Below are 25,126 nucleotides of genomic sequence, written 5' to 3'. Positions count from 1 at the left end.
TGAGGAGCGGGAACGGCACGTGCCGGCGCCGCTGTCCACGCAGGGTCCCGTGCGCGGTCGTGGCGAGGGCCTCCGGTGCGTGCCACCGGCTGCCACGTCCCGCACCGTGTTTCCCGTGCGTCGGGCTCCGCCCCGGGTCGTCCGCCCACTGGTCCGGACGGGAAGGCGCGCACCGTGGTCCGGGCGGGAAGGCGCGCACCGTGCACTGGTGTCGGCCGCCGGTTCGGCAGCCGCCGCGTGGCCTCACAACGCCCGAGGGGCACCCCCGGACGGTGCCCGGAGGTGCCCCTGGAACGGATGGCTGCCGTCAGGCGCCGCGCAGCACCGCTCCCGTGCGCTCGCTGGCGAGTGCGACCGCGGCGTCGCGAGCGGCCGAGGCCTCCTCGACCGTCAACGTGCGGTCTGCGGCACGGAACCGCAGCGCGTACGCCAGCGACTTCTTGCCCTCGCCGATCTGCGACCCGGCGAAAACGTCGAACAGCCTGATGGACTCCAGGAGTTCGCCGGCACCCTCGCGGAGCGCCTTCTCGACCTCCGCCGTGGGGACCTCGTGGGACACGACCAGCGCAACGTCCTGCGTGGCGACGGGGAAGGTGGAGATGCGCGGCGCCTCGACCGAACCCCGGCCGGCCTCCTCGAGGAGGTCCAGCTCCATCTCCATGGCGCAGGTGCGCTCGGGCAGGCCGAGGGCCTTGGTCACCCGCGGGTGCAGCTCCCCGGCGTGCCCGACGAGGGTCTCCCGGCCGTCCGCACTGGCGTACAGCGCGGCGCAACGGCCAGGGTGCCACGGCGCGTGCTGGTCCGCGCGGATGACGAGGTCCACGCCTGCCTCCCGGGCGACCGTGCGCGCAGACTCGACCGCGTCGGCCCAGTCGGCCGGCCGGCCGGCACCCCACCATCCCGACTGCTCGCGCGCACCCGCGAGGACGGCGGCCACACGGCGCGGCTGGCGCGGCAGCACCCCGTTCAGCGCGGCGATCTCCGCTTCGGTGGGACGGCGGTCGACAGTCAGCCCGGCCGGGAGTTCGCCCTCGCCCGTCGGGCGGAAGACCAGTCCCGTCTCGAACAGCGCCAGATCGTGCGAACCGCGCCCTTCGTTGCGCCGCAGTGCGGCGAGCAGACCGGGCAGCAGCGTGGTGCGCAGGGCCGGCTCCTCGTCCGACAGCGGGTTGACCAGTCTGACGACGCTGCGACGCGGGTCGTCGGCCTCCAGACCGAGCTGGTCGAACACGGCCGCACCGACGAACGGGTAGTTCAGCGCCTCGACGAAGCCAGCACCGCCCAGCGCGCGGCCGACGCGGCGGTGCAGCCGCTGGCGGGCGGTGAGCCCGCGCCCCGCCGGGGGCTGCGGCAGCGTAGCCGGCAGGTTCTCGTAACCCTCGAGCCTGATGACCTCTTCGGCGAGGTCGTTCGGGTGGTGCAGGTCGGGGCGCCAGGACGGGACCGAGACGACCAGTTCGTCCTGGCCGTAGACGTCGCAGCCGACCTCCTGGAGGCGGCGCACGACGGTCTCGCGGCCGTAGGCGACGCCGGCGACCCGGTCGGGGTGGTCGGCGCGCATGGTCACCGTACGCGGCGCGGACTGCGCGGCGATCTCGGTGACGCCGGCCTCCGCGGTGCCACCGGCGAGCAGCACCAGCAGGTCGACCGTCCGCTGTGCCGCGGCTGCCGCGGCCTGCGGGTCGACGCCTCGCTCGAAGCGCCGGGACGCTTCGGAGGACAGCTTGTGGCGGCGGGCGGTGCGGGCGACGGAGACCGGATCGAAGTGCGCGGCCTCGATGACGACCTCGGTGGTGCCACGGACCTCGCCCGTCTCCGGGTCGGTGACGGAGTCGGCGATCTCGGTGTTGGCTCCGCCCATCACGCCCGCGAGGCCGATGGGCCCGCGCTCGTCGATGATGACCAGGTCCTCGGGGTCGAGGACGCGCTTGGTGCCGTCGAGGGTGGTGAACTTCTCGCCCTGCTCCGCCCTGCGCACGCCGATCGTGCCCTGGACGAGGGTGCGGTCGTAGGCGTGCAGTGGCTGGCCGAGCTCCAGCATCACGTAGTTGGTGATGTCCACCGCGAGGGAGATGGGACGCATGCCCGCCTTCTGGAGGCGGCGCTTCAGCCAGATCGGGGAGTGGGCCTCGGGATCGAGCCCGACCACGGTGCGCGCGGTGAAGCGGTCGCAGCCGATCGGGTCGGAGACCTGCGCGGGGTAGCCGTACGAGTTCGGCGCGGGGACGTCCAGTAGTGCCGGGTCGCGCAGCGGCAGCCCGTAGGCGATGGCGGCCTCGCGGGCGACGCCGCGCATCGACAGGCAGTAGCCGCGGTCGGGCGTGACGGCGATGTCCAGGACCTCGTCGTACAGCTCCAGCAGCTCGGTGGCGTCGGAACCGATCTCGACCTCCGGCGGCAGCACGACAATGCCGTGCGAGCCTCCGGCCTGGGGAGCCTCCCAGTCGCCCATGCCGAGCTCGTCACTGGAGCAGATCATGCCGCGGGACACCCGGCCGTACGTCTTGCGCTCGGCGATCCGGAAGTCACCCGGAAGAACGGCGCCGGGCAGGGCGACGACGACCTTGTCACCGACGGCGAAGTTGCGGGCACCGCAGATGATCTCCTGGGGCGCGCCGGTGCCTCCCTCAGAACCTTCCGCCGGGGAGGCGCTCCCGGCCCTGCCGACGTCGACGGTGCAGAAGCGGATCGGCTTCTTGAACTCGGTCAGCTCCTCGATGGTGAGCACCTGGCCCACGACGAGGGGGCCCGTGAGGCCCGCGCCGAGCTGCTCCACGGTCTCGACCTCGAGGCCCGCGGCAATGAGTTTGGTCTGTACGTCACGGCCGGTCTCCGTCGCCGGCAGGTCGACGTACTCCCGCAGCCATGAAAGCGGGACCCGCATCAGATCTCCATCCCGAAGGGCCGGGTGAACCGGACGTCACCCTCGACCATGTCTCGCATGTCTTCGACGTTGTGGCGGAACATCAGCAGTCGCTCGATGCCGAAACCGAAGGCGAAACCGCTGTACTTCTCGGGGTCGACGCCGCAGGCGGTGAGCACCTTGGGGTTGACCATCCCGCAGCCGCCGAGCTCGATCCAGCCCTCGTTGGAGCAGGTGCGACAGGGGCGCTCCGGATTGCCGACGGACTCACCGCGGCACACGTAGCAGACCATGTCCATCTCGGCGGACGGCTCGGTGAACGGGAAGAAGTTCGGCCGGAGCCGGGTCTTCATGCCCTCGCCGCCGAAGAGCGCCTGCACCATGTGGTCCAGGGTGCCCTTGAGGTCGGCCATGGTCAGGCCCTCGTCGACGGCGAGCAGCTCGACCTGGTGGAAGACCGGCGTGTGCGTGGCGTCCAGCTCGTCCGTGCGGTACACCCGGCCCGGGCACACCACGTACAGCGGCGGCTCGCGATCGAGCATCGAGCGGACCTGGACGGGCGAGGTGTGGGTGCGCAGCACGACGCCCGAAGCCGCTCCATCGGCACCGGCGACGAAGAAGGTGTCCTGCTCACCGCGGGCCGGATGGTCGGCCGCGATGTTCAGCGCGTCGAAGTTGAGCCATTCGGACTCGACCTCAGGGCCTTCGGCGACCTCGTAGCCCATGGCGACGAAGACGTCCTCGATGCGCTCCGAGAGGGTGGTCAGGGGGTGGCGGGCTCCTGGCGGGGTGCGGTCGTACGGCAGGGTGACGTCCACCGCCTCCTCGACCAGCACGCGGGCGTCACGCTCCGCTTCCAGCTCGGCCTGGCGGGCTGCCAGGGCCTTGTTCACCGCCCCGCGGGCCTGGCCCACGCGCTTGCCGGCATCGGCCTTGGCGTGCGGCGGCAGCGCGCCGATCTCCCGGTTGGCGAGTGCGAGCGGCGATGTGGGGCCGGTGTGCGCGATCTTCGCCTCGTGGAGCGCGTCGAGGTCGCCAGCGGCGGCGAAGGCGGCGAGCGCCTCGCCCCGCATGCGCTCGATCTCTTCCGGTTTCAGTGCCTCGACCTCGACAGGGTCGTACGACTTGTTGGGTGCCGACATCTCTTCCCGTGCTTCCGATGGGGTGGCTGGGCCCCCGCTCGACGACCGAGGACGCAAAGGTGCCAAAGGTCGAGTCTAGCGGGGTGGGGGGAGGCGATTGAGCCCGTGGGCTGCCCGGCGACTCGTCAGGTGAGGTACGCGGGGGTGCCCACGGGCAACGTAAATCGGAACTCAGCGCCGCCGCCGGGTCCGCGACCGACGCTGATCGTCCCGCCGTGGGCCTCGACGATTCCCTTGACGATGTACAGACCGAGACCGGTGCCACCACGTTTGCTCCCCCGCCAGAAACGGGTGAAGACACGGCCCATCGACTCCTCGGGGATGCCGGGGCCTTCGTCGCTCACGGTGACGGCCGTTCCCTTCTCGTCGTTCTCGCCGGGCGCAGGTGCCACCTCGATGGTGACGGTTCCCTCCCCGTGGCGCACCGCATTTTCCAACAGGTTGCCAAGGACCTGGTCGATCTTGTCGGGGTCGGCCCACAGGTCCGGCAGCGTGTGGTGGACGCGGACGAAGAAGCGGTCCGGCGGCTGTCCCCCGGCGGTGTGCGACTGGATGTGGCGGCCGATGGCGGCAACGATGTCGACGGGCTGGCGGCGCACCTCGAGGCGCCCCGAGTCGATGCGGGAGATGTCGAGCAGCTCGGCGATGAGCCGGGTGACGCGGTTGGCGTCGGCATCGACGGTCTCCAGCATGAGCCGCTTCTGGTCGTCGGTGAAGCGCTCCCACTTGGCGAGGAGGGTGGCGGTGAAGCCCTTCACGGAGGTCAGCGGGGAGCGCAGCTCGTGGGCGACGGTGGCGATCAGCTCGGCGTGGCTGCGCTCGTTGCGCCTCCTCGCCTCGGTGCCGCGCAGGCTGATCACCACCCGGCTGACCGGGCCGGAGGGTGCGTCACGCACGTACCGGGCGGAGACGAGGACTTCCCGTCCTCCGGGGAGCAGCAGGTTCCGCTCGGGCTGACCCACGCGGGTGGCGAGGCCGCCGTAGGGATCGGTCAACGGCCACCAGCGGCGGCCTTTGAGGTCCTCAAGGGGCAACGCGAGTTCGAGTGGCCTGCCGAGGGCTTCTCCGCTGGGGGTCGCCGTGATCCGGACGGCTGCTGCGTTGAAGCAGATCACCCGTCCGCTCTCATCGGCGATGACGAGGCCGTCCGGCAGGTCATCGGGGTCGAGGCCGACGCCTTCCGCCGCCGACGGGCATGCGGAGGCATCGTGCGCCCCCGACGGCCTCCTGGTGCCGACAGCCATCCCCGTACCCCACCTCTCGAACCAGTGCAGTGGGTCCCCGAGTGCGTCACCCTACTAGGCGACGGTGACGGAGCGACAGCCTGCCGCACCCCGCGGTCACACCGCTCGGCAGCCTCCCGGCGTGCGCTGGGCGCGCGCGGAGGCGTACAGGCATACGGCGGCGGCCGTTGCCAGGTTCAGGCTCTCCGCCTTGCCGTGGATCGGCACGCGGACGACCGCGTCCGCGAGCGCGCGGGTCTCCTCGGGCAGCCCCCAGGCCTCGTTGCCGAAGACCCATGCCGTGGGGCCGCCCATGGTGCCGGCGTCGAGCTCGTCGTCGAGGTCGTCGTCGCCCGCGCCGTCCGCGGCGAGGATCCGCACACCCGCGCCCTTCAATCCGCTCACGGCCTGCTCGACGGGGACGCCGACGGCCACGGGCAGGTGGAACAGGGAACCCACCGACGCTCGGACGGACTTGGGGTTGTAGAGGTCGACGGAGGCGTCGGTGAGCACGACGGCGTCGGCTCCCGCGGCGTCGGCGCAACGCAGCACGGTTCCGGCGTTCCCGGGGTCGCGCACGTGCGCGAGGACCGCCACGAGCCGCGGCCGGGCGGCGAGGACCTCCTGGAACGGCAGGTCCAGGAAGCGGCACACGCCGACGATCCCCTGGGGGGTCACGGTCTGCGAGACGTCCGCCAGCACGGCGTCGGACGCGTAGTGGATCCGGGCCCCGGCCGCGCGTGCGGCCCCGACGATGTCCGCGTATCGCTCAGCGGCCTCGACCGTGGTGAAGAGCTCGACCAGCGTCGGCGGGCCGTCCCCGGACCGGTGCGCCACGGCCTCCCGTACGGCCTGCGGCCCCTCGGCGATGAACAGCCGGTCCTTCGAGCGGAAGTTCCGCTTGGCCAGCCGTCGTGCGGCGGCGACGCGCGGCGACCGCGGTGAGATCAGCTCGGGGGTGCCCATGGGGCGCATTCTCACTTCCCTCGTGGCGCTCGGCGGCGCACGTTCTGGTGTTGCGGGCCGCCGGGCACCGGCCCCCCGGCACGGTCACCGGCGTGGCCCCGAAGAACGCGGACCCGCAGGCCGAGGGCCTGCGGGTCCGGGCAGTCCGGTGGGACGCGACCGTCAGGCCGCGGCCTTCGGGGCGTTGACGTCGCTCGGGAGCGCCTTCTGGGCGACCTCGACGAGCGCGGCGAAGGCGCCGGCGTCGTTGACCGCGAGCTCGGCCAGGATCTTGCGGTCCACCTCGACGTTGGCGGCCTTCAGACCCTGGATGAAGCGGTTGTAGGTGATGCCGTTGGCGCGGGCAGCGGCGTTGATGCGCTGGATCCACAGCTGACGGAAGTCGCCCTTGCGCTTCTTGCGGTCGTTGTAGTTGTAGACGAGGGAGTGGGTGACCTGCTCCTTCGCCTTGCGGTACAGGCGCGAACGCTGGCCGCGGTAGCCGCTGGCCTGCTCGAGGATCGCCCGGCGCTTCTTGTGGGCGTTGACTGCCCGCTTGACGCGTGCCACTTGTTAACTCCTTGTAGCGGGGCCGTGGTGGTCCTCACACGGCCCGGAAACGATTGGGTCCCGGTCTTGCCCGGAGGCCCCCGGCGTCCGGGGGCGCGAGGTCAATCAGATGCCCAGCATCTTCTTGATCTTGGCGGCGTCACCCGGGGCCATCTCGGCGTTGCCGGTGAGGCGACGCGTCAGCTTGGACGACTTGCGCTCGAGCAGGTGGCGCTTGCCGGCGCGCTCACGCAGCACCTTGCCGGAGCCGGTGATCTTGAAGCGCTTCTTGGCACCGCTGTGCGTCTTGTTCTTCGGCATCGCGCCGTTCTCTCCTCGTCAGTGGCGCTTCCGTCGCCGATCCGTAAACCGGCAGGCGAAAGCGTCAGGTGTATCGGTTGATGTCCGGAGCCGTTGTCCGGAATCAGGCCTCGGCGGGCTCCTCGGCGGAGTCCGCCGGCTGAGCGGACTGCCCCTGGCGCTCCGCCTTGCGGGCGGCCTGCGCCTCGCGGGCCTCGGCCATCGCCTCGGTCTTCTTCTTGTGCGGACCGAGAACCATGATCATGTTTCGGCCGTCCTGCTTCGGGTTCGACTCCACGAAACCGAGGTCCTGGACGTCCTCCGCGAGGCGCTGCAGCAGTCGGTAGCCGAGCTCCGGCCTGGACTGCTCGCGACCACGGAACATGATCGTGATCTTGACCTTGTCGCCCTGCTTGAGGAACCGGACGACGTGACCCTTCTTGGTGTCGTAGTCGTGCGGGTCGATCTTCGGCCGGAGCTTCATCTCCTTGATGACCGTGTGCGCCTGGTTCTTGCGCGCCTCACGGGCCTTCATGGCCGACTCGTACTTGAACTTCCCGTAGTCCATGAGCTTGCACACGGGCGGACGGGCGTTCGCCGCGACCTCGACCAGGTCGAGGTCGTACTCCTGGGCAAGCTCCAGGGCCTTGGCGAGCGGAACGATTCCGACCTGCTCGCCGCTGGGACCGACAAGTCGCACCTCGGGTACGCGAATCCGGTCGTTGATGCGGGGCTCGGCGCTGATGGATCCTCCTCGGTAGCACCACGCGGCGGTCTGGCGGACAGCCACGCAACGTCTGTTTCTTTGGACCAACCGCGCCGGCACATGAAAAATGCCCCGACGGTCCACGCGCGGAGCTCCTCAACTACCGGAGCACCGCCGCGGTCACCGCGGGGCGCTGCTCGGACGGCTCCATCGTCCGTACGGAACGATGGGCGCCGTCTGACCGGTGACCCGCCGCCCGAGAGGGCGGTCAGGTGGGAGAATCGGAGCCTCCACTTGTGGGTCGGGCACATGCGTGTCCGACCGGTCGTTACACAAGGTTAGCAGCTCCCGCCCGATGCGGCTAACCGGCGGGCGGAAGGGGCCGGCCGCCCCGGCGGGGCGTCAGCCGTAGACCGGGCCCGTGTACTTCTCACCGGGGCCCTGACCCGGCTCGTCGGGCACGATCGACGCCTCGCGGAACGCCAGTTGCAGCGACTTCAGGCCGTCGCGCAACGGGGCTGCGTGGAAGGAGCTGATCTCCGTGGCGCCGGCGTCGAGCAGCCCGGCCAGCGCGTGCACCAGCTTCCGGGCCTCGTCGAGGTCCTTGTGCTTCTCGCCGTCCTCGGTCAGGCCGAGCTTCACCGCAGCGGCGCTCATCAGGTTGACCGCGACCGTGACGATCACCTCGACGGCGGGGACCTCCGCGATGTCGCGGGTCATGGCGTCGAAGTCGGGAGCCTCGGGATTCGCTTCGCCGGGGGTCTCGGGGGTGGGGGTCGCGTCACTCATGGGGTACACGATATGCGGTGGCACTCACGACCGTACGTACAGGGGCTCGCCCGGGGGCACGGCCCCCGGCGGCAGCAACGCCAGGTCGAGACCCCGGACAAGGCGGGCCCTCAGCGTCTCGTCAGCCGCCAGCGCACTCGCCACGCGCTGCGCCGCCTCACCGGGATCGACGTCCGGCGCGAGCACGAGGGCGAGCGTCCCGTCGGCGCGGCCCGGCCCGAGGTGTGCCCGCAGCACCGCGGCGTCGGCGGCGACCGCGGCCCGCACCGCATCCGTGACGGCGGGGTCCACCAGGGGATCGGTGCTGGTGCGGCCCTCCGCGAGGGCGAGCAGGGCGCGACCGGTCAGCTGGTACGTGACGGGACCGGCGAGGTCGAGCAGCAGGGTGTCCGCCTTCTCGTGGGCGGCCGCCTGCAGGGCCTGGTGCAGGGGGACCGCGACGGGCCTCGCCTGTGGGTCCCAGAGAGCGAGTGCGGCGGTCGACGTGAACGCGGGGAGGGCCCGACGGTCCCCCGCCGTCAGCGTGGGCACGGCCATGTCGCTGGTCTTCTCGCGGCGCAACCCGTTCTCGTCCTCCTCGACCTCTCCGAGCACGGCGACGACCGGGACGAGGAGCCGGGCATCCTTCAGGGCTTCGAGGACGGGCTGCTCCCTGGTCCGGTCCTCGGCCCAGGCGGCGAGCGCCGTCGTGAGGGCCGGGTCGGCGGAGCCGTCGTCGTCGGAGAAACCGGGATCGGGGATGTTCTTGAGCGCCACGCGACGAGCCTAGCGGCTGCCGGGGGCCGGGCCGCCTGGGGCCCGGGGCCGGCCGACGCGCACGGCCGCCCGGGCGAACGGGCGAACGGGCGAACGGGCGAACGGGCGGATCGCCGGGTGCCGGGGCTCCGGGGAAACAACCCCTCAGGCCCGGCGGCCCGCTCGCCACAGCACGACCGCTCCGGCCAGCAGCAGCGCGCCGAGCCCGCCGGCGACGGGGGCGACCCAGCCGCCCGGGTGGTCGGCCGCCGGGGCGTCCGGCCCTCGGCCGAAGTACCGTTCGCGGTAGCCGGGGGGCGCCGCGGCCCGGGGCGCGCCCGGCGCCGGAGCGCCGCCTTTCTTGATCGCTGCGGCCGGGTCGACGATGCCGTACCCCTTGGCGTCGTCCCGGCCGCCCTTCGGCCCGCCGCGCGCGGTGTCCGCGAGGAGCTTCTTGATCTGGGCGGGGCTGAGGTCCGGGTGTGCGGCCCGGACGAGCGCGACGGCTCCCGACACGAACGCGGAGGCGGCGCTGGTCCCCCAGCCCTCGTAGTACCGCCGGTCCGGGTCGGCGATGACGACGTCGACGCCGGGCGCGCTCACCGTCGCGTACCAGCGGCGGGTGGAGAAGGCGGCGTGGGTCCCGTAGCGGTCGACGGCGGCGACCGCGATGACGCCGGGGTAGGCGGCGGGGTAGGAGATGTGATCGCCCTTCTCACCACCGTTGCCCGCGGACGCCACCACCACGGCGCCCTTGGCGAGCGCGTACTGGACCGCGGCGTCCTCCCCCGCGTCGGGGTGGGCGGACTCGCTGTCGTCGCCGAGGGAGAGGTTGATGACGTCGGCGCCGTGGTCGGCGGCCCAGCGGATGCCCTGGGCGAGGGCGGTGCCACGGGTGCTGCGGGCCTTGGCGCGGGCCGGGTCGGTGCCTTCGAGGATGACCCGGACGGGGAGGATCTTCACCCCCGGTGCGATGCCGAGGACGCCGTCCCCGCGGTCGGCGCCGTGGCCGTGTCCCGCAATGATCCCGGCCATCGCGGTGCCGTGCCGTGCCCAGGAGCGGTCTCCGCGCTCCGCCCCGAAGCCGATGAGGTCTTTCGTGGGCAGCACCTGGCCCGACAGGTCCGGATGGCTGTCGTCGACACCGGTGTCCAGCACCGCGACGGTGATGCCCGTGCCCTTCGTCGTTCGCCACGCCTCTTCGGTGTGCAGGGCGTCGAGAGCCCACTGGCGAGCTCGGATCCCGTCGGCCTGGGCGGGCGCGGCGGCGACGAACGACAGCGTGAGGGCGGCGGCGAACGCGCCGGAGAGCCGGCTGCGGCGCGTGGTGTTCCGGGGGCGTGCCCATGCGCGGTGCGGGGTCGCCGTGACGGCGGAAGGGTGCGGGGTCATCGGGGGCGCTCCGTGGCCGGGTCGACGGACGTGCGCAAGGCGCGTTCGATGCGGTCCGCGATGCCCGCGGCCTCGTGGCCGAGGCCCGCCTGTGCGGGTGCGGAGGTGGCGCCGGAGGCCATGGCCTCCGTGGCGGGCTGCGGGTCGGTGACCGTACGGCCGTCGGCGAAACCGGAGACGGCGAAGACGACGACCGGCGCGTCCGTGAGGACGTTCACGTCCCAACTGGCGCGCTGTCCGTCCCCGAAGCCCGCGGCAGCGGTCCCCGGGGCGGCGTAGGGGCGCGGCATCAGGTCGGTGCGCTCGCCGAGACCCTGTTGGGAGAACCGGGTCCTCAGTGCGGCCATCGAGGTGCGGTCCCCCTCGGTGAAGACCAAACCGACGGTGGTCACGCTGGAGGCGGTGGCGTCGGTGTACGTGGCCCGGAGCGCACGCAGGCAGCCGACCGGCTGCAGCGCCTTCACCAGCAACGGGTCGAGGGCACCGGTGCACGGGCCGTCGGGCGCGACGGCGAGCCTCGTCCAGATGCGGTCGGCGCCGCCGGGACCCGCACCGTCGCCCCGGAGGGTGCGCGGGAACAGGGTGTCGACGGGGGCGCTGTGCCACAGGGAGTGCACGTCGGCGTAGCCGGTGCGGGCGGTGGGCGCGGTGGGGGACTCGCCGGCCAGCCATGTCCCCGTGGCGGCACCCCCGAGCAGTCCGAGCCCGAGGACGACGCAGGCCACGGCCGCGGCCGTCCGCGCGGGGTGGCGGGTACGGACGGGGCGCAGGCGGGTGGTGGTCTCCGCGGGAGCTTCCGGGAAGGGGAGGGTGCTCGGCCAGGGGGGTGGGGGCACGCCGGGGTAGGGTCCGGGCGCCGCGTGGGGCGGCGTCGCGATGCCGGGTGGCGTCCAGCCACCGGTCTGCCCCGCGCCCTCGGCGCCCGGTGCGTGCCCGGGCGGAGGCGGCACGACGGCGCCGGAGGACGGCGCCCCCTGCGTCCCGCGGGGCCGGGCGGGCCCACCCGGCCCCGGGGCGGCCCCCGACGGACGCGGCACGGCAGGGCCCCCCGCCGAAGCAGTTCCCGGACGCGGCACGGCAGGGGCCGGACGGGCTCCCCGCGCCGGTGACGGCTGGGCGCCTGGCGCCCCGCGCGCGGGACGCGGCACCATCGGGGCCCCCTCCGCCGGCCCGGTGCGCGGCCCTTCGGCGGCCGCGGGGCTCGCTGCCTCCGGGGCGGGGCCGCTTCCGGACGGGGGCGGCACGGCAGGGCCACCCGCCGGACGCGTGCGCACCGCCGGGGTGCCGGTACGCGGCGGGTCCGACCGCCGCGGCGGCACGGTCCGGGCAGGGCCCGGCGGGGTGCCTTCCCGGGCCGTCGGCGCGGAGTGCCCGGCAGTGCCGCCGACGGGTGCCGGCTGCACCGGGCGCCCGTACGTCCGGGCGGGCGGGCGCCCGGTGGCGCCTGCACCACCGTCCCGCGGTGGAACTCCGCCCTCGGACGACGGGTCGGACGGCTTTCCCCCGGCATCCGCCCGCGGCGCGCGGCCGCCCTCGCCGGTGCCGGGACCCGGGTACCTCCGGCCCGGCAGGTCGGGCTCCGCGCGGGCACCGCGCGGCGACGGGACCGCGGCGGGGGTGATCGTGTCGGGCGCCGGGGGCGTGCCCTGAGGTTCCCCGTCGGAGGCGGCGCGGGGGCGCAGGCGGCGCGTCGTCTCGGAGGGGCCGTCCGGCGACGTGACGTCAGGGGGGATCCATGCGTCGGAGATGCGGGACGGGCGGGGCGGGACCGGCGGACGCTGCGCCTCGGTGCTCATCCGCCCCCCGCTTTCCGTGCCTGGTGCTTGCGCCGGATCACCTTTCGGGGCAGGCCCGTTCGCCAGCGTGTCCGTCACTCTACGGGCTCGACCACGTCGCACGGCAACGGGACCTCGACCCGCTGGGGCGATCTGCGCAGAACGTCCCCCTACCCTCCGATAGACCGTTCTGGCAGGCTCTCGGGCCATGACTTCCCGTGCCGCTGACCGAACCCGGTACGACCGGGCGACCGCCCATCTCGACGCGCCGCTCGCCCTCGTGGATCTGGCGGCGTTCGACGCAAACGCGGCCGATCTGGTCCGGCGGGCCGGTGGCAAGCCGATCCGGGTGGCGAGCAAGTCGGTGCGCTGCCGTGCGCTCCTGGAACGCGTCCTGGCCATGCAGGGGTTCGCCGGGATCATGTCGTTCACGCTGGACGAATCGATTTGGCTGGCGCGCGCCGGATTTGCCGACGTCTTCCTCGCCTACCCCTCCGCCGACCGCGCGGGATTCGCCGAGCTGGCATCGGACGCGAAGCTCGCCGCCACCGTGACCGTGACGGTCGACGACCCCGCACAGTTGGAGCTGGTCGACCGGGCCCGGGACGGCGGCCGGGAGGAGATCCGGGTGTGCCTCGAACTGGACACCTCGTGGCACCTGCTGGGCGGCCGGATGCGGGTCGGGGCGCGACGCTCGCCACTGCGGCGACCGGCCGAGCTCGGCGCGTTGGCCCGGGCGGTGGTGGACCGCCCCGGTTTCCGGCTGGTCGGGCTGATGGCCTACGAGGGGCACGTCGCAGGCGTCGGGGACGCCGTGCAGGGGCGCCCGGTCCGCTCGCGCGCGATCCGGCTGATGCAGACGGCGGCACGTCGAGAACTGGCCGGGCGCCGCGCGGCCGTGGTCCGTGCCGTACGGGAGGTGGCCCCCGACCTCGAGTTCGTCAACGGCGGCGGCACGGGCAGCGTGCAGCACACGGCGGCGGAGGAGGCGGTCACGGAGGTCGCGGCCGGTTCGGGGCTCTACGTGCCGCGTCTGTTCGACGACTACACGTCGTTCACGGGGCGGCCCGCCGCCCTCTTCGCCCAGCCCGTGGTGCGTCGTCCCGGCGTGGGTGCGGTGACGGTGCTCGGTGGCGGCTACCCCGCGTCGGGAGCGGCCGGACGGGACCGGCTGCCGGTGCCGTACCTGCCGGAGGGGCTGCGGTACGACCCCGTGGAGGGCGCGGGCGAGGTGCAGACCCCGCTGCTGGGTCCGGCCGCCGACGACCTGCTGATCGGGGACAAGGTGTGGTTCCGCCACGCGAAGGCCGGTGAGCTGTGCGAACGGTTCGACGCGCTGCACCTGGTCGAGGGCGACCGGGTGACGGCTACCGTGCCCACGTACCGCGGGGAGGGACGCACGTTCCTGTGATGCCGACGGGCGCGTTCCCGTGCCGGCAAGCTGCGGGCCGTGCGGGTGCGGGTGCGCGTCGGTACCGGACGTCCATCGGGTCCCGTGGGCGCGTTCGGGGCGTGCCCGTTCCGTACACCCTCCTCCGTCGCCCGCCGTCCACCGCTTGCCCGTTGCTCCCGGCGTGGCGGCACGGCTGCAGGACGGCCCGGCAGGTGGCCGGGCGGGCCGGGGCTCACGGGCCGATCGTGGAACCGACTCCTCCGCTGACGTCGCCGATGGGCCTGATCCCGCTGGTGATCCGGTCCATCTCGGTGAGCGGCGGGGACCCGGCGCTCGCGTCGAAGGCGAACCTGACGACGATCAGCGACTCGGACCCGACGGCCGAGGGGAAGACCAGCGACTGGACGTAGCCGCCGGCCCCCGCGCCCGTCTTCACGCGCCAGCGCACGAGGTGCCCGGTCCGCCCGGCCACGGCCACCGCCTTCGAGGCCACCAGTTGGTGGCTCTTGATGCCGCCGTGGATGCGGTTGCCGACCCTGTCGTTGTCGTAGGCCCAGTCGGCCGCGACGCCGACGTCCTGGGTGGCGAGCTTCTCCGGCGACTTCTCGTTGGTGTCGGTGGCGGTGCGCGAGGACACCGTGCCGTGCCGGCAGAACTGGGCGGAATCCCCTGGGCACTTGTAGGCCTCCGCGGTCACCATGGTGGGTACGGTGTCCATGGAGGAGTCGGATTTCTCCCAGCCGTCCGGAATGGGCAGGGTGATGCCGTTGAGCTGGTCGACGAGGACGCCGGGGCCCCCGCCCGCTGTCGGAGTGGGGTCCCGGCGGGTCCCGGCGGGTCCCGGCGCCGCAGCGGAGGCGCTGCCCGCGGACTGCGGCCGTCCCCCCTGCTCGTCGCGCCCGAGCAGGACCACACCGGTGACGATCGCACCGGCCAGGACCGTCGCGGCGGTGACGAGCGCGACGAGCCCGCCCTTGCCGACACTGTTTCCGCCCCCCGGTTCGGCAACGGGCGCGGGCGGCCGGGCCGTGCCGGCGGGCCGGATGTGCCCGGTCCAGGCCGTGCCGTCCCACCAGCGTTCGACGGTCGGTGTGCCGGGGTCCTGGTACCAGCCGGGCGGGGTCGTCATGCTCATGCGGCCACCCTAGGGGCGGCCTCCGCACCTCCTACAGAGGGGTGACGTACGCACCCGAGATGCCGCCGTCGACGAGGAAGTCCGTGGCGTTGACGAACGACGAGTCGTCACTGGCGAGGAACGCCACGGCGGCGGCGATCTCCTCCGCGTCCGCGAACCGGCCGAGCGGGATGTGCACCAAGCGCCGTGCGGCCCGCTCGGGGTCCTTGGCGAACAGTTCCTGGAGCAGCGGGGTGTTGACCGGCCCCGGGCACAGCGCGTTGACCCGGATGCCCTCGCGGGCGAACTGCACACCGAGCTCGCGGGACATCGCGAGGACACCGCCCTTGGACGCGGTGTACGAGATCTGGGAGGTGGCGGCGCCCATCCGTGCGACGAACGACGCGGTGTTGATGATGGACCCCCTGCCCTGCCGCTGCATGTAGGGGATGGCCGCCTTGCAGCACAGGTACACGGAGGTCAGGTTGACCTCCTGGACCCGCTTCCACGCCTCCAGGCCGGTTTCCAGGATCGAGTCGTCGTCGGGTGGCGAGATGCCCGCGTTGTTGAAGGCGATGTCGACGCTGCCGTAGGTGTCGAAGGCGGTCTTGAACAGGGCTTCAACCTGCTCGGCGTCGGTCACGTCGACCTTCACGAAGGTACCGCCGACCTCCTCGGCCGCGGACTTGCCCGCGATCTCGTCGATGTCGCCGCAGACGACGTTCGCCCCCTCGGAGGCGAGGCGGCGCGCGGTGGCGAGCCCGATGCCGCTGCCGGCGCCGGTGATGACGGCGGTACGGCCGACGAGACGACGGCACACAGGGGTTTCGGTGGTCATGGCGTTCAGGCCTCCGTGCTGATGAAGACGTTCTTGGTCTCGGTGAATGCGGTGAGGGCGTCGGGGCCGAGCTCGCGGCCGAGGCCGGACTGCTGGTAGCCGCCGAACGGGGTCCAGTAGCGGACGCTGGAGTGGGAGTTGACCGACAGGTTCCCGGCGGCGACGGCTCCGGAAACGCGTAGCGCTCGGCCGACGTCCCGGGTCCAGATGGAACCGGAGAGGCCGTACTCGGTGGCGTTGGCGAGGCGGACGGCATCGTCCTCGTCGTCGAACGGGAGGACGACGGCGACCGGCCCGAAGACTTCTTCCACGGCGGCCGGCGCCTGCGGCTCGAGGCCGGTGAGGACGGTCGGCGGGAACCAGAAGCCGGGACCGGTGGGGGCGGTCCCGCGGATGCCGGGCAGGTCATCGGGTACGTACGAACGCACCCTTTCCAGTTGGGTCTTGGAGATCAGCGGGCCCATCTGGGTGTTCTCGTTCGCCGGGTCGCCGACGACGACGGACTCGACGGCCGGGGCGAGCAGCTCGACGAACCGCTCGTATACCGGTGCCTGTACGAGGATGCGGGTACGGGCGCAGCAGTCCTGGCCGCTGTTGTCGAGGAAGGACATGGGAGCGGCCGCCGCTGCGGTCTCGAGGTCGGCGTCGGCGAAGACGATGTTGGGGCTCTTGCCGCCGAGCTCGAGGGTCACCCGTTTCACGCGGTCCGCGCAGATCGACATGATCTGCTTGCCGATCCGGGTGGAGCCGGTGAACACGATCTTCGCGACGCCCGGGTGGCGCACGAGGGCGTCCCCCGCGACGTCGCCGCGGCCCGGCAGCACCTGGAAGAGGTCCTCGGGGAGACCTGCCTCCAGGGCGAGCTCGGCGAGCCGCAGCGCGGTCAGCGGTGTGGTCTCGGCCGGCTTGAGGATGACGGCGTTGCCGGCGGCGAGGGCGGGGGCGGTGCCCCATGCCGCGATCGGCATGGGGAAGTTCCACGGGGCGATCACGCCGACGACGCCGAGCGGTTCGAGGATGGTGAAGTTCATCCCGCCCGGTACGGGGATCTGGCGGCCGGTGAGCCGTTCGACTCCCCCGGCGGAGTAGTCGAGGAGATCACGGACGTTGCCTGCCTCCCAGCGGGCATTGCCGATGGTGTGCCCCGCCTCGCGCACCTCAAGCTGCGCGAGTTCCTCCACGTGGGCGTCGACGACGGAGGCGAACCGGCGCAGGTGCCGGGCGCGGTCCGCCGGTGACGCCGCGGCCCAGGAGCGCTGGGCCCGGGCGGCCCTGGCCACGGCGGCGTCAACGTCCCGTGCGACGGCACCGGGGACGGTGGCGATGACTTCCTCGGTGGCCGGGTTCAGCACATCGAGTTCGTACGGTTGTGACAAGGGGTGCCTCACATGCGTTCGAAGGAGCGGCGCAGCTCCCAGTCGGTCACCGCGGCGTCGAAGGCTTCCAGTTCGACGCGCGCCATGTTGCGGTAGTGGGCGACGACTTCGTCCCCGAAGGCGGCCTTCGCAATGGGGCTGTTCTCCCAGAGCTCCGCGGCCTCCCGGAGGGTGGTCGGGACATGTGCGTAGTCACCGCTGTAGGCGTTGCCGGCGCAGACCTCCGGCAGCTCCAGCCGGTTCTCGATGCCGTACAGTCCGGCGGCGACCAGACCGGCGACGGCAAGGTGCGGATTGACGTCGCCGCCGGGGAGCCGGTTCTCGAAGCGCATCGAACGTCCGTGGCCGACGACGCGCAGCGCACAGGTGCGGTTGTCGTAGCCCCAGGCGACGGCGGTGGGGGCGAAGGAACCCGGCTGGAAGCGCTTGTAGGAGTTGATGTTCGGCGCGTACAGCAGGGAGAAGTCGCGCAGCGCTGCGAGCTGGCCGGCCAGGAAGTGCCGCATGACCGGGGACATCCCGTGGTTGCCGTCGGCCATCGCGTTGTGGCCGTCGGCGTCGGTGAGCGAGAGGTGGATGTGGCAGGAATTGCCCTCGCGCTCGTTGTACTTCGCCATGAAGGTGAGCGAGACGCCTTCCTGTGCGGCGATCTCCTTGGCGCCGGTCTTGTAGACGGCGTGCTGGTCGCAGGTCACGAGGGCCTCGTCGTAGCGGAAGGCGATCTCGTGCTGGCCCGGGTTGCACTCGCCCTTGGCGGACTCGACGGTCAGTCCGGCACCGGCCATCTCGTTGCGGATGCGGCGCAGCAGCGGCTCGATGCGGCCGGTGCCGAGCACCGAGTAGTCGATGTTGTACTGGTTGGCGGGGGTCAGGCCTCGGTAGTCACGGTCCCAGGCCTGCTCGTAAGTGTCCTTGAAGACGATGAACTCCAGCTCCGTGCCCACCTGGGCGTTGTAGCCGTGGGCGGCGAGGCGCTCGAGCTGGCGGCGCAGGATCTGCCGGGGCGCGGCGACGACGGGACTGCCGTCGTTCCAGGCGAGGTCCGCGATCAACATCGCGGTGCCGTCGTTCCACGGGACGCGGCGCAGGGTGGCGAGGTCGGGGTGCATCGCGAAGTCGCCGTAGCCGCGGTCCCACGAGGACATCTCGTAGCCGTCGACGGTGTTCATCTCGGTGTCGACGGCGAGGAGGTAGTTGCAGCCCTCCGTGCCGTGTTCCAGGACCTCGTCGAGGAAGAACGGCGCGGCGAACCGCTTGCCCTGTAGCCGGCCCTGCATATCGGGGAAGGCCAGGACTACGGTATCGATCTCACCGCTCGCGACGAGAGCCCTCAGCTCCTCGACGGTCAGCGGGGGTGTGCGGTCTGCCACGGGATCTGCCTCCTAAGGTCAGCCGGAGAGCCATAAGGTATTGCCGAAGACCATTGCTTGGGAAGGGGAAACCGCAACGTGACGGAGAAGAGCGAGTCTGCGGACCGACTGACGTCCGTGCTGCGGCCCGTGCGCGGGGGCAACGGCTTCGAAGAGGCGTTGGAGCAGATCCTCCAGGTCGTGCGGCTCGGGCTGGTGCCCGGCGGCGAGCGGCTGCCGGCCGAACGCGAGCTCGCCGAGCGGATGGGGATCAGCCGGGTCACCCTGCGCGAAGTGCTGAAGGTCCTCCAGGAAGAGGGCCTGGTGGAGAGCCGCCGCGGACGCTACGGCGGAACGTTCGTCATGCACCGGCAGCGCACCGAGAGCGAGGACGAGCTGCGCCGCCGCATCGCAGCGATCGACGTCGAGGACACACTGCGCTTCCGGGAGGTGCTGGAGGTCGGGGCCGCCGGACTGTGCGCCACCCACGGGCTCGCTGCGGAGGGTGCTGCACGGTTGCGCACGGCATTGACGGCGACCCACGACGCCCCGCTGGACGACTACCGGCGGTGCGACACGCTGCTGCACCTCACACTGGCCGAGCTGTCCGGGTCCCCGACCCTCACCACGCAGTACGCGGCCGTTCGGGCGACGGTGAACGACCTACTGGACTGCATCCCGCTGCTCGTGCGGAACCTGGAGCACTCCCAGCAGCAGCACGTGGCGCTGGTGGACGCGGTCCTCGACGGGGACGCGGACGCGGCGCGCGAGGTGATGCGCGAGCACTGCGCGGGCACGGCGGCGCTCCTGCGCGGCTTCCTCACGTAATCCGAACGTAACGCAAGGGTCTTGCATTTCCCCTGCCGCCACCGCAAAGGTATGGCTCCATTCCATTGGGCCCGACGCGGGAGCTCTACCATGACGCTGGAAGACACCACCGGGAGCAACACCCCACCATCGGACAACTACCTCGAACGCCGGACCCTGCGGCGCGGCAGCGCGGGCTGGCTGCTGCTCACCGGGCTCGGCGTCGCCTACGTCGTCTCCGGAGACTTCTCCGGCTGGAACATCGGCCTGTCCAAGGGCGGCTTCGGCGGTCTCGCCGCGGCGACCGTGCTCATGGGGCTGATGTACGCCTGCCTCGTCTTCGCCCTCGCGGAGCTCTCCGCCATCCTGCCGACGGCGGGCGGCGGCTACGGCTTCGCGCGCCGTGCCCTCGGCACCTGGGGCGGTTTCCTCACCGGCACCGCGATCCTCATCGAGTACATCCTCGCGCCCGCCGCGATCTCCATCTTCATCGGGGACTACGTCGAATCCCTGGGACTGTTCGGTCTGGAGTCCGGCTGGCCCGTCTACTTCGCCTGCTTCGCGATCTTCATCGGCATCCACCTGTGGGGCGTGGGCGAGGCACTGCGCTTCAGCCTGGTCGTGACGGCCATCGCCGTGGCCGCGCTGCTCATCTTCGCCTTCGGCGCGTTCACCGACTTCCACGTGAGCGGCCTCGACGACATCCCGGTCGACAAGCACGCACTGGGCTCCAACTCCTGGCTCCCGTTCGGACTGCTCGGCATCTGGGCGGCGTTCCCGTTCGGCATGTGGTTCTTCCTCGGCGTGGAGGGCGTGCCGCTCGCCGCCGAGGAGGCGAAGGACCCGGTCCGGTCCATGCCGAAGGCGCTCTCCATCTCCATGGGCATCCTGGTGCTGCTGGCAGCGCTGACGTTCTTCGCGTCCACCGGGGCACGCGGCTCCGCCGCCATCCAGGAAGCCGGGAACCCGCTGGTCGTGGCCCTGCAAGGGGACGGCGAGGCGACCGCCCTGAGCCGCTTCGTCAACTACGCCGGACTCGCGGGCCTCGTCGCGTCGTTCTTCTCGCTCATCTACGCCGGATCGCGACAGCTGTTCGCCCTGTCCAGGGCCGGGTACCTGCCCCGCTTCCTCTCCCTGACCAGCCGGCGCAAGTCGCCGTACCTGGGGCTGCTGATCCCCGGGGCGATCGGTTTCGCGCTCGCCGCGGGCACCGGGGACGGCGCCCGGATGCTGAACATCGCGGTGTTCGGCGCCACCATCAGCTACGCCCTGATGGCGCTGTCCCACATCGTGCTGCGCCGCCGCGAGCCGGAGCTGCCGCGGCCGTACCGCACCCCGGGCGGCGTGCTCACCTCGTCCGTGGCCTTCGTCCTCGCCCTGTCGGCCCTGGTGGCGACGTTCCTGGTGGACAAGGACGCGGCCCTCATCGCCCTCGTCGTGTACGGCGTCGCCCTCGCCTACTTCGCGTTCTACAGTCGGCACCACCTCGTGGCCAGCGCGCCGGAGGAGGAGTTCGCGGCACTCGCCGAGGCCGAGGCCGAGCTCGAACGCGACTGACTCCCCCCTCGACCCAAGGAACGGACAAGCCGTGACCCAGCCGCTCATCGGCGTCAGCACCTACCTCGACCGGGCTTCCTGGGGAGTGTGGCAGCTGCCTGCCGCCCTGCTCCCCGAGGGGTACCCGCGCCTGGTCCAGCGGGCGGGGGGCCTCGCCGCAATGCTCCCGCCCGACGACCCCGCGCGTGCCGCGTCAGTGGTCGCCAGGCTGGACGGACTGGTCGTCGCGGGCGGCCCCGACGTGGAACCCGTGCGGTACGGCGCCGAGCCCGATCCGCGCACCGGTCCCGCGGCCCGCGAGCGGGACGGCTGGGAACTCGCCCTGATAGGCGCCGCGCTGGAGTCGGGGACGCCGCTGCTCGGCATCTGCCGGGGCATGCAGCTGCTGAACGTGGCCCTCGGCGGGACCCTCGTCCAGCACCTCGACGGGCATGCGAAGGCCGTCGGGGTCTTCGGGGAGCACGCGGTGATCCCGGTGCCGGGGACGCTGTACGCCTCCTTGGTGCCGGAGGAGTCGTCCGTGCCGACGTACCACCACCAGGCCGTCGACCGTCTCGGCGAGGGGCTCGTGGTGTCGGCGCACGCCGGGGACGCGACGGTGGAGGCCGTCGAGCTCCCCGGCACGTCCTGGGTGCTGGGCGTCCAGTGGCACCCCGAGATGGGCGAGGACGTCCGGGTCATGGCCGGCCTGGTGCGCGCGGCGTCCTGACCGGTAGCCGGCCCGCCCCGCCGACGACCCCGGCGGGGCGGGCCGGTCCCCGCCTCCGGGCTCCGGCTACCGGAAGCAGCGGTCAGGCGGTGGAGCGCGTCAGCGACAGCAGGTCGCGCGCCGGGCCCACCGGGCGGCGGCCGTGGGGCCACACCGCGCGCAGGTCCCGCCGCAGCCGAACCGCGTCGAGGGGGATGCGGACCAGCCGCCGCGAGGCCAGCTCCTCGGTCACCGCGAGTTCGCTGAGCACCGCGGGGCCCGCCCCGCTGACGGCCGCGGCCTTGACCGCCGTGGTGGAAGCCAGTTCCAGGAGCGGTTCGGCCAGCCCGCCGTGCGCGGCGAGGGCCGAGTCCAACACCTGTCTGGTGCCGGAGCCGCGTTCGCGCAGCACGAGGGGCGTCGCCGCCAGCTCCTCCGGCGGCAGCGGGGAGCTGCGCCTGGCCCAGGCGTGGCCGGGCGCGGCCACCAGGACGAGCCGGTCGTGACCGATGACCGCTCCGTCGAGACCCTGCGGTACGGACAGGCCCTCGACGAAGCCCAGGTCGGCCTCGCCGCCCAGGAGTCGTTCGGCGACCGCCGCCGAGTTGCCCGCGAGCAGGGAGACGGCCGTACCGGGGCGTTCCTGGCGCAGGGCGATGAGCCAGCCGGGCAGCAGGTATTCCGCGATCGTCATGCTGGCGGCCACCCGCAGCCGCGAGTCACGGCGGTGGCGCAGCGCCTGCGCACCCGCGTCGAAGGCCTCGGCCGCTTCCACGATCCGCCGCGCCCAGTCGGTGACGAGCGCGCCCGCGTCGGTGAGCCGGGAACCACGCGGCGACCTGTCCACGAGGGCCACGCCGAGTTGTTGCTCCATGGACCGGATGCGGCTGCTGGCCGCGGGCTGGGTGATGCCGAGTTCTCGCGCCGCCCGCCCGAGGCTGCCGTGCCGGGCGACGGCGAGCAGCAGCTCCAGCGCGGCCAGGTCCGGCACTCGATGGGCGATCGGCCCTCGTTCTCCTTCGCTCATAAATCCAGCTTATGGGGACATAGGTACGGGATCTCTGGCGGCCGGTGCTCCGGCGACGGAGAGTTGGGCCATGGTCACCGCCGTCCGCCCCCGCCCTGCTGCTGCCCTGCGTCGCCCCTCGCTCCGCGACCTCGGGCCGAACTGGTACGCGACGGTCATGGGCACCGCGATCGTCGCGACCGCGGGTTCCGCACTGCCGGGGCAGCCACCGGGCCTCCGCACGGTCTGCACGGCCGTGTGGGTGCTGTCCGCGATGATGCTGACCGTCCTGGTGACGGCGCGCGCCGCGCACTGGATCCACCACCGTGACCAAGCCCGGGCCCATGTGCTCGACCCGTCCGTCGCCCCGTTCTACGGCTGTCTGTCGATGGCGTTCCTCGCGGTCGGGATCGGCGCCCTCGCGCTCGGTGGAGACCTCGTCGGGGAACAGTGGGCGACGGTCGCGGGCGCGGCCCTCTTCGCCATCGGGACGGCCACCGGTCTCGCGGCCGCGGTGGCGGTCCCGTACCTGATGATCACCCACCACAGCGTGGCCCGTGGCACCGCCTCGCCGGTGTGGCTGCTGCCCGTGGTCGCCCCGATGGTCGCCGCCACGCTGGGGGCGCAACTGGTGCCCCGGCTGCCCGCCGGTCAATGGCGGGAGGCGATGCTGCTCGCCTGCTACGCGATGTTCGGGCTGAGCCTGCTGGCCGTGCTGCTGATCCTGCCGGTGCTCTTCGGGCGGCTCCTGCACCACGGCCCGTTGCCGCTCGCGCTCACCCCGACGCTGTTCCTCGTCCTCGGCCCGCTGGGCCAGTCCACGACGGCCGTGAACCGGTTGGCCGACGTGGCGCCGTCCGCCGTCCAGGCCTCGTACGCGACCGGCTTCGCGGTGTTCGCCGTGGTCTACGGCGTTCCCGTGCTCGGGTTCGCCCTGCTGTGGCTGACGCTCGCCGGCGTCATGGTGGGGCGCGCCGCCCGCAAGGGGATGCCGTTCTCGATGACGTGGTGGGCGTTCACCTTTCCGGTCGGCACCTGCGTCACCGCGTCCGCGGGCCTGGCGGCCCACACCGGTCTCGTGGCCCTGGAGTGGCTGGCGTTCGCGCTGTACGCGCTGCTGGTGACGGCGTGGATCGCGGCCGCGACCGGAACGCTGCGCGGCCTGCTCAACGGAGAGCTGCTCGCAGCGCCCGGGGCGCCACGGCCAGCGACGGCCCGTACCAGGTGAGCATCCGGCCGTCCACGAGCGCAGCGGGGAGGGTGGGGAAGGCCTCGGGGCCGTCCTCCGCGGTGAAGCGGTACGGCTCGTCGGGCAGGACGACGACGTCCGCGCCCACGGCGTTCAGCTCGTCCAGCGGGACGCGGGGATAGCGGTCGGGATGGGTGGCGTACACGTTGTCGACGCCGAGACGTGCGAGCACGTCTCCGGCGAAGGTGTCCCTCCCGAGGACCATCCAGGGCCGCCGCCACACCGGCACCACGGCCCGCCGCCGTCGCCCCGGCTCGACCTCTTCCCAGGCCGCCTCCGCCTCGTCCAGCCAGCGGGGCCGGGGCATCCCGCAGGCCCCCAGTACCCGTTCGAGCTCGGCGAAGGCCTGGGGCAGCGTCCTCACCTCGGTCACCAGAACGTCGAGCCCCGCCGAGCGCAGGGCGTCGAGGTCCTGGCCGCGGTTCTCCTCCTCGTTGGCGATCACGAGGTCGGGCCGGAGCCCCACGACCTTCTCGACGTCGGGGTTCTTGGTGCCTCCGATGCGGTGGGCGTCCAGTCCCCCGGGGTGGCTGCACCAGTCGGTGACCCCGGTCAGCAGCCCGGGAGCACTGGCGGCGACGGCCTCGGTGAGGGACGGCACGAGCGAGACGACCCGCCGGACCGTAGGGCCGGACTGCTTCACGGCGCGGTGGCCTCGATGTGGTCGGCCACGGCGACGACGAGGAGGCGGGTGCCCGGCATGGTGGCCCGCCAGCGGTGGCGCACACCCCCGGACAGGAAGAGGCCGTCACCGCGCTCCAGGCGGTAGGCCCGGCCCTCGGCCTCGACCTCGGCGGCCCCGTCGGCCACGTACAACAGCTCGTCGTTGTTGTGCTGATGCTCGCCTCCGGTGTCCTGCTCGCCCGCGAACTCGACGGCGTGCAGCTGGTGGTGCCCCGGCACCAGGTTGCGCACCCCCGCGCCCGTGCCGGGAGCGTCGTCGACCGCGCGGGCCACGGCGACGACGCGGGCCGAATCCGCAGCGGCGAGCAGCTCGTCGGCCGTCGTCTCCAGGGCGTCGGCGACCCGCTGGAGCGAACGCCTACTGGGACGGGCACGCTCGTTCTCGATCTGGCTGAGGAAGGGCACGGACAGGCCGCTGCGCCCGGCGACGGCGGCCAGCGTGAGGTCCAGGGCCCTGCGCCGCCGTCGCACGGCGGAGCCCACGCGGAGTGTTTCCTTGTCACCCATGACTCGAGCTCCCTCCCTCCTCCCTGTACCTTACGCACGTTCGGGGCCCGGCAACCCCTGGTTGCCCCAGCCGTAACCGGTGAGGGCCCCGCCACAGGATGTGACGGGGCCCTCACCGGTGGGGGTATTCCGTTGGTCT

General features: G+C 72.7%; 23 protein-coding genes. 5 read left to right on the top strand and 18 right to left on the bottom strand.

Going from position 1 to position 25,126, the window contains the following annotated elements:
* Positions 1 to 307: 307 nt before the first annotated feature.
* From pheT to ACFXOM_RS11720, 11 genes are all read right to left on the bottom strand, one after another.
* Positions 308 to 2,884 carry a phenylalanine--tRNA ligase subunit beta gene (pheT, locus tag ACFXOM_RS11770; RefSeq protein WP_384935945.1) on the bottom strand — a complete coding sequence of 859 codons (2,577 nt, stop codon included), beginning with the start codon at positions 2,882 to 2,884 and terminating at the stop codon, positions 308 to 310.
* Positions 2,884 to 4,005, bottom strand: coding sequence for a phenylalanine--tRNA ligase subunit alpha (pheS, locus tag ACFXOM_RS11765; protein ID WP_384935947.1), 1,122 nt, complete (start codon positions 4,003 to 4,005; stop codon positions 2,884 to 2,886). The genes pheT and pheS overlap by 1 nt, the downstream gene beginning before the upstream one ends.
* A 125-nt stretch (positions 4,006 to 4,130) precedes the next feature.
* Complete coding sequence (locus ACFXOM_RS11760) at positions 4,131 to 5,249, bottom strand: ATP-binding protein (protein ID WP_384935950.1); 1,119 nt, start codon at positions 5,247 to 5,249, stop codon at positions 4,131 to 4,133.
* Positions 5,250 to 5,345: 96 nt separating this feature from the next.
* Entirely contained in the window at positions 5,346 to 6,194 is an 849-nt protein-coding gene (locus ACFXOM_RS11755; protein WP_384935953.1) for a TrmH family RNA methyltransferase, read from the bottom strand.
* A 162-nt stretch (positions 6,195 to 6,356) separates the two neighbouring features.
* Positions 6,357 to 6,743 carry a 50S ribosomal protein L20 gene (gene rplT, locus ACFXOM_RS11750; protein ID WP_066950970.1) on the bottom strand — a complete coding sequence of 129 codons (387 nt, stop codon included), beginning with the start codon at positions 6,741 to 6,743 and terminating at the stop codon, positions 6,357 to 6,359.
* Between the two features lie 105 nt (positions 6,744 to 6,848).
* Entirely contained in the window at positions 6,849 to 7,043 is a 195-nt protein-coding gene (rpmI, locus tag ACFXOM_RS11745; RefSeq protein WP_017945471.1) for a 50S ribosomal protein L35, read from the bottom strand.
* 103 nt (positions 7,044 to 7,146) lie between these two features.
* Complete coding sequence (gene infC, locus ACFXOM_RS11740; RefSeq protein WP_384935956.1) at positions 7,147 to 7,812, bottom strand: translation initiation factor IF-3; 666 nt, start codon at positions 7,810 to 7,812, stop codon at positions 7,147 to 7,149.
* Between the two features lie 318 nt (positions 7,813 to 8,130).
* Positions 8,131 to 8,517 (bottom strand): DUF1844 domain-containing protein, encoded by a 387-nt coding sequence (locus tag ACFXOM_RS11735; RefSeq protein WP_384935959.1) that lies wholly within the window; start codon positions 8,515 to 8,517, stop codon positions 8,131 to 8,133.
* Positions 8,518 to 8,541: 24 nt separating this feature from the next.
* Positions 8,542 to 9,273, bottom strand: coding sequence for an SseB family protein (locus tag ACFXOM_RS11730; RefSeq protein WP_385037774.1), 732 nt, complete (start codon positions 9,271 to 9,273; stop codon positions 8,542 to 8,544).
* Positions 9,274 to 9,417: 144 nt separating this feature from the next.
* Positions 9,418 to 10,644 (bottom strand): type VII secretion-associated serine protease mycosin, encoded by a 1,227-nt coding sequence (gene mycP / locus ACFXOM_RS11725; RefSeq protein ID WP_384935964.1) that lies wholly within the window; start codon positions 10,642 to 10,644, stop codon positions 9,418 to 9,420.
* Positions 10,641 to 11,480, bottom strand: a complete 840-nt coding sequence (locus ACFXOM_RS11720) for a hypothetical protein (protein ID WP_385037771.1) — start codon at positions 11,478 to 11,480, stop codon at positions 10,641 to 10,643. The genes mycP and ACFXOM_RS11720 overlap by 4 nt, the downstream gene beginning before the upstream one ends.
* 1,147 nt (positions 11,481 to 12,627) lie before the next feature.
* Between ACFXOM_RS11720 and ACFXOM_RS11715 the strand changes: the two genes are divergently transcribed.
* The gene (locus ACFXOM_RS11715) at positions 12,628 to 13,830 is read left to right on the top strand and encodes an amino acid deaminase/aldolase (protein WP_384935969.1); all 1,203 of its coding nucleotides are present in this window, start codon (positions 12,628 to 12,630) and stop codon (positions 13,828 to 13,830) included.
* 214 nt (positions 13,831 to 14,044) lie between these two features.
* Here the strand turns inward: ACFXOM_RS11715 and ACFXOM_RS11710 are convergent, their stop codons facing one another.
* Genes ACFXOM_RS11710 through ACFXOM_RS11695 form a run of 4 tightly spaced genes read right to left on the bottom strand, consistent with a single transcriptional unit; the run spans position 14,045 to position 18,510 of the window.
* Positions 14,045 to 14,947, bottom strand: a complete 903-nt coding sequence (locus tag ACFXOM_RS11710) for a DUF2510 domain-containing protein (protein ID WP_384935971.1) — start codon at positions 14,945 to 14,947, stop codon at positions 14,045 to 14,047.
* Positions 14,948 to 14,978: 31 nt separating this feature from the next.
* Positions 14,979 to 15,764 (bottom strand): 3-oxoacyl-ACP reductase, encoded by a 786-nt coding sequence (locus tag ACFXOM_RS11705; protein ID WP_384935974.1) that lies wholly within the window; start codon positions 15,762 to 15,764, stop codon positions 14,979 to 14,981.
* 5 nt (positions 15,765 to 15,769) lie between these two features.
* Complete coding sequence (locus ACFXOM_RS11700; RefSeq protein WP_384935976.1) at positions 15,770 to 17,140, bottom strand: aldehyde dehydrogenase family protein; 1,371 nt, start codon at positions 17,138 to 17,140, stop codon at positions 15,770 to 15,772.
* Between the two features lie 8 nt (positions 17,141 to 17,148).
* Entirely contained in the window at positions 17,149 to 18,510 is a 1,362-nt protein-coding gene (locus ACFXOM_RS11695) for a glutamine synthetase family protein (RefSeq protein WP_384935979.1), read from the bottom strand.
* 78 nt (positions 18,511 to 18,588) lie between these two features.
* Between ACFXOM_RS11695 and ACFXOM_RS11690 the strand changes: the two genes are divergently transcribed.
* The 3 genes from ACFXOM_RS11690 to ACFXOM_RS11680 all read left to right on the top strand — a co-directional run bounded on the left by ACFXOM_RS11690 (position 18,589) and on the right by ACFXOM_RS11680 (position 21,562).
* A complete protein-coding gene (locus ACFXOM_RS11690; protein ID WP_384935982.1) occupies positions 18,589 to 19,317 on the top strand; it encodes a FadR/GntR family transcriptional regulator in 729 nt (242 codons plus the stop codon).
* 90 nt (positions 19,318 to 19,407) lie between these two features.
* A complete protein-coding gene (eat, locus tag ACFXOM_RS11685) occupies positions 19,408 to 20,853 on the top strand; it encodes an ethanolamine permease (protein ID WP_385037768.1) in 1,446 nt (481 codons plus the stop codon).
* Positions 20,854 to 20,884: 31 nt separating this feature from the next.
* Positions 20,885 to 21,562 carry a gamma-glutamyl-gamma-aminobutyrate hydrolase family protein gene (locus tag ACFXOM_RS11680; RefSeq protein ID WP_384935988.1) on the top strand — a complete coding sequence of 226 codons (678 nt, stop codon included), beginning with the start codon at positions 20,885 to 20,887 and terminating at the stop codon, positions 21,560 to 21,562.
* 82 nt (positions 21,563 to 21,644) lie between these two features.
* Here ACFXOM_RS11680 and ACFXOM_RS11675 read toward each other — a convergent pair whose 3' ends face one another.
* Positions 21,645 to 22,568 carry a LysR family transcriptional regulator gene (locus ACFXOM_RS11675; protein WP_384935990.1) on the bottom strand — a complete coding sequence of 308 codons (924 nt, stop codon included), beginning with the start codon at positions 22,566 to 22,568 and terminating at the stop codon, positions 21,645 to 21,647.
* 70 nt (positions 22,569 to 22,638) lie between these two features.
* Between ACFXOM_RS11675 and ACFXOM_RS11670 the strand changes: the two genes are divergently transcribed.
* On the top strand, positions 22,639 to 23,775 hold the full coding sequence (locus ACFXOM_RS11670) for a TDT family transporter (protein ID WP_384935993.1): 1,137 nt from the start codon (positions 22,639 to 22,641) through the stop codon (positions 23,773 to 23,775).
* Here the strand turns inward: ACFXOM_RS11670 and ACFXOM_RS11665 are convergent.
* Both ACFXOM_RS11665 and ACFXOM_RS11660 read right to left on the bottom strand, forming a co-directional pair.
* Positions 23,714 to 24,439, bottom strand: coding sequence for a helical backbone metal receptor (locus tag ACFXOM_RS11665; RefSeq protein WP_384935996.1), 726 nt, complete (start codon positions 24,437 to 24,439; stop codon positions 23,714 to 23,716). The two genes, ACFXOM_RS11670 and ACFXOM_RS11665, sit on opposite strands and share 62 nt — an antisense overlap.
* Positions 24,436 to 24,987, bottom strand: coding sequence for a helix-turn-helix domain-containing protein (locus ACFXOM_RS11660; RefSeq protein WP_384935999.1), 552 nt, complete (start codon positions 24,985 to 24,987; stop codon positions 24,436 to 24,438). Before ACFXOM_RS11660 ends, ACFXOM_RS11665 begins: the two co-directional genes overlap by 4 nt.
* Positions 24,988 to 25,126: the final 139 nt, after the last annotated feature.

Source organism: Streptomyces sp. NPDC059169, from assembly GCF_042755225.1.
In the GTDB taxonomy this organism is placed as follows: Bacteria; Actinomycetota; Actinomycetes; order Streptomycetales; family Streptomycetaceae; genus Streptomyces.
The sequence above is the reverse complement of the archived record's forward strand: the minus strand, read 5'-3'. Positions and strand labels throughout refer to the sequence as shown.